The 4,675-nt window shown below is 46.5% G+C and carries 4 protein-coding genes and 1 pseudogene; all 5 read left to right on the forward strand.

Annotated elements, in window-relative coordinates:
- Positions 1 to 110 (forward strand): annotated as a pseudogene (locus B3O33_RS06535) (ABC transporter permease); the annotation flags it as partial.
- 12 nt (positions 111 to 122) lie between these two features.
- The gene (locus B3O33_RS06540; RefSeq protein WP_292362598.1) at positions 123 to 914 is read left to right on the forward strand and encodes an ABC transporter ATP-binding protein; all 792 of its coding nucleotides are present in this window, start codon (positions 123 to 125) and stop codon (positions 912 to 914) included.
- Positions 915 to 1,029: 115 nt separating this feature from the next.
- Positions 1,030 to 2,310, forward strand: coding sequence for an EAL domain-containing protein (locus B3O33_RS06545; protein WP_292362599.1), 1,281 nt, complete (start codon positions 1,030 to 1,032; stop codon positions 2,308 to 2,310).
- A gap of 23 nt (positions 2,311 to 2,333) precedes the next feature.
- Complete coding sequence (locus B3O33_RS06550) at positions 2,334 to 3,863, forward strand: diguanylate cyclase domain-containing protein (protein WP_292363231.1); 1,530 nt, start codon at positions 2,334 to 2,336, stop codon at positions 3,861 to 3,863.
- Between the two features lie 166 nt (positions 3,864 to 4,029).
- The coding region (locus B3O33_RS06555) for an MFS transporter (protein WP_292363232.1) at positions 4,030 to 4,675 on the forward strand (646 nt) is incomplete at its 3' end.

The raw sequence follows: 4,675 nt of genomic DNA on the forward strand, positions 1-4,675 counted from the left end.
GGATTATGGTGGCGGTGCTGGCAATCGGTCTGATTGGTTTTGTATTGGATCGCATTATGCTCACACTGCAGAAATTTTTCTCATACGACAAAACCGCGAATATTCGATAGGAGAATATGAAAATGGCTAGTTATTTAAATATCGATCATGTCAGCATTGATTTTCCAACGGCTAATGGACCGTTTCGCGCGTTGGACAATGTGAATATCCAAATCAACAAAGGTGAGTTTGTCAGTATAATTGGCCATTCCGGCTGCGGTAAATCCACGGTGATGAATATTGTCGGTGGTTTGTATCAGGCGACAGAGGGGGGGGTGATTCTGCAAGGCAGGGAAGTCAATGAACCTGGACCAGATCGGGCCATTGTGTTCCAGAATCATGCCTTGTTTCCCTGGCTGACCTGTTATCAGAATGTCGAACTGGCGGTGAAATCAGTGTTTGGCAAAACCCGTAACCGTCAGCAGATTCGTGACTGGACCTCGCATAATCTGGAACTGGTGCATATGACGCATGCCAGGGATAAACTGCCAGCAGAGATTTCCGGTGGTATGAAGCAGCGTATCGGTATTGCCAGGGCATTGGCGATGGAGCCAAAAGTGTTGTTAATGGATGAGCCATTCGGTGCTTTGGATGCGTTAACCCGGGCGCATTTGCAGGATTCGCTGATGGAAATTCAGTCAGAATTAAACAACACCGTTATCATGATCACCCATGATGTCGATGAAGCCGTGCTCCTATCTGACAAAATTGTGATGATGACCAATGGTCCGGCGGCCAGTATAGGCGAGATTATGGAGGTAAAACTTCCCCGACCAAGACAAAGACTGGCACTGGCGGATAACCCTGATTACAACCATTATCGTTCTGAAGTGATTAAATTTTTGCATCAAAGGCATGCCAGAAAAGTCGCCTGATGCGTTTTGAATAAGCTATAAAACGCCTAGGCATGGATGCAAATGTGAATCACACCTGCCCAATTTGGGCAGGTGTGATATTTAACAAAACTTCTCGGTGAAATGGCCGCTATATATGTTGTTAAACACAGTTGTATTCCAATCCATGAATAAAGGTATGCCTATGCAGCAGTTGCATGATGCTGAACAAACCAGTCTGTATGTGACGGCTGATTTTCACCATTTAACGTTGAGCAGTCATTTTCAGCCTATTTTCAGCATCTCACATCGTCGACCGGTCGGCTATGAAGGCCTGATTAGAGCGGTTGACCCGCAAAAACAGCCACAAACGCCTCTGGAGTTACTGGCTATCCCCCAAAACGGCGTGGAAAACCTATCCCTGGATCGTCTCTGCCGCCGGCTGCATATGCATAATTTTGCCCGGCAACCGAATGGTGAAGCCTGGTTGTTTTTAAATCTGAATTCACAATGCCTTGTGTCAGAACGGCCGGATGCCGGCTTTATGAATGCGTTATTTGAACAGACTGGTATCGCACCACAACGGGTGGTTATCGAAATTCTGGAAAGTGAAATTGATGACCGGCAATACTTACGCAGTCTGATTCGCCACTTCCGTCAGCTTGGCTGTCTGATAGCCATTGATGATTTTGGTGCCGGGCATTCCAATTTTGATCGTATATGGGAGCTGGAACCGGATATTGTCAAAATAGATCGCAGCATGATTCGTGGCGCCGGCACTTCCAGCCGGGTCGAGCGTATTCTGACCGGTGTTGTCTCGCTGATCCATGAAGCGGGTAGTCTTGTGGTAATCGAGGGGGTGGAAACCGAGCGGGAAGCGTTAGTCGCCATCGCAGCAAATGCCGATATGATCCAGGGCTTTTATTTTGCCAAACCACAGCAGCGTATTACGCCAAACCTCAAGTTTGCTGAAGACATTGATCATTTATTGAAAATACAGCAACGCCAGCGCTTTAAAAACAGCCACCAGATGAATCAGGATTTCAAAAAAATAGAGACACTCTTCCGTCAGGCGGTCAGTGAGTTTTCCATTACCAATGCGTTTGATACCAGCACCCATATTCTATTTAAGGAAAAACGCGCCGTACGATGTTATCTGTTGGACGAAGTTGGTTTTCAGATGGCACGTAATGTTTATTCCCCACATTATCAACAGAAAATGGACGCTCGTTTTACCCCTTTGCTGTCTGGTGATAATGCCAATTGGTCCCACAAACACTATCACTTCCGCGCGATTGAGCATCCCGGTGAAATGCAGGTCAGCCGTCCATATCTGTCGGTTGCTGACTCAAGAATGTGCATAACCGTCTCTCAAACGGTCGTGGTGCATAACAAACTGTACGTGTTCTGCTGTGATCTGGATTGGCAGGACGATTAATTCGGTCAACAAGTGGTGGCTTAATGAGCCGGGGAAAACAGGGGGAGGGGGGAATGCTGGAGGTCATCAAAAAATACCGCTTTTTTTTACTGCCACTTGGTTTAGTAGCGTTTTTTGATATTACCCTGCTGGCAATGAACTACGGCCTTTCTGCTCAGCTTGAAGCCTCATCAATCAATATCAATATTGCCGGCAGACAACGCATGTTGTCACAGAAAATGACCAAGTCCCTTTTACTGATGCATTATCAGCAGAAACAGGGAATAGATACGCAAGCGGCACATCAGGAGCTGATGGATGCCATGGAGTTGTTTGACCAGACCTTAACAGCCATGCGCTATGGTGGTGAAACGCTTAGCGCTGACAGCCGGCCGATTCGGGTCAAACAATTCAACGAAACCGTTATTCAAAAAACGCTGATGCAATCACTGGCATTGTGGGAACCACTGTATCGTTCGATTCAACAAATGCAGCTCAGCGAATCAGCGTTGGAGGAACTGGTTAATGCGATGGTGGCGGATAATCTGCAATTGCTGGCGTTAATGAATAAACTGACCAACCAGCTGGAAACGGCTGCCAAACGCCAGACTTATCTGCTGCGAGGTCTGCAGACCATTATTGTTATCCTGATTCTGCTGTCATTTGCCATGGCCATTAACCGCTTGATACGCCGGGAACAGTATTTCAGCAAATTGATGGAAAAAAGCTCAGATATTGTTATCGGCATTAACTCCGCGACCAGCCGTATTACCTTTATCAGTGCGTCGGTGAAGTTACTTTTACAACGCGATGAAAGTTATTATCTGGGCCATCCTTATCACCGGTTATTTAGTCAGGAATCGGCCTCGCGTATTTCACATTTGCTACTGCTTGCCAAAAAGTTTCGCCCCTTGCCTTATAACCGCTGTGAAGTGCAACTGATTCGGGCTGATAATGCGTTAATTGATGCCGAAATGCTGTTGCAGCTTAATCGTAGCGAAGATGGCCGTACGATTGAGCTAAGTGCGGATATTCGTGACATCACCGAACGTAAACAACTGGAACTGGCGCTGACTGAGATGGCCCATAAAGATAGTCTGACCGGACTGGCTAATCGGGCACAGTTCAGTTTAATGGCAGAGCAGGCCATTTTGCAGGCACAGCGTAAAAGCAGCTCGTTGGCCATGATGTTTATTGATCTGGATAATTTTAAATCAGTGAATGATATTTGCGGGCATCATGTCGGTGATGCGTTGCTGGTTGAAGTCGCGCAGCGGATAAATCAGCGCTTACGCGCATCGGATACGGTATTTCGAATTGGCGGAGATGAGTTTGTGGTGTTGCTGAGTGATGTGGCGCAGAATCAGCATTTGCAAACCGTTGGCGATAAAATCATAGCAGCGCTTTCCGAAAAAATACTGATCGATAACTGCCCTTGTCAGATAGGCGCCAGCATTGGAATTGCCCGCTATCCGGAAGATGGTGAAAACATAGATGCCTTGTTAAAGGCCGCTGATGAGGCTATGTATCGCGTCAAACAATCCGGCAAAAATGCTGTAGCTTTTGTTGCCTGATGGTCTGCACAGCTATGGTGCGCGTTCAGTCAGTTTGATTTAAACAGGTGCATTGGATACCTTTTTAACTGCTTGGATAACTATAAAATCAATAACTTAGAAGTTGGCATAATTCCCGCTTAAGTCGCTCACCAATGTTGGTCAAACGTTCTGAAGTGAGAACTCGATGTCTGCCTCAAATTTAAAATTTTTATCCTTCAGCGGTAACAGCCGCATCTTACATCTTAGCTGGATGGCCTTTTTTATCAGTTTTGTGGTCTGGTTTAACCATGCACCGCTACTGGTTTCGATTAAAGAAACGCTTGGCCTCACCGACCAGCAAATTAAAACCTTATTAATCCTCAATGTTGCTCTGACTATTCCCGCCCGGATTGTGGTGGGCATGCTGGTCGATAAATATGGCCCCAAAATCATGTATTCATTACTGCTGGGTATTTCCAGCATGTTGTGTTTCTTTTTTGCGATAGCCGACAGCTTTGAGCAAATGGCGCTGGCACGTTTTATGTTGGGTTTTGTCGGCGCCGGTTTTGTTATCGGTATCCGGATGATTTCAGAATGGTTTCCTGCCAAACAGGTCGGTCTGGCAGAGGGCATTTATGGTGGCTGGGGTAACTTCGGTTCTGCAGCGGCGGCAATGAGTCTGCCGACCATCGCATTGATATTTGGTGGTGATGAAGGCTGGCGCTATGCCGTGGCTTTGACCGGTTTTATCGCATTGGTTTATGCGTTTATCTATTACAACAGTGTGTCAGATACACCCAAAGGTTCAACCTATTTCAAACCGAAAAAATCCGGGGCGATGGAGGTCACCA

The sequence above is a fragment of the Methylophaga sp. UBA1464 genome (assembly GCF_002325665.1).
Classification (GTDB): Bacteria; Pseudomonadota; Gammaproteobacteria; order Nitrosococcales; family Methylophagaceae; genus Methylophaga.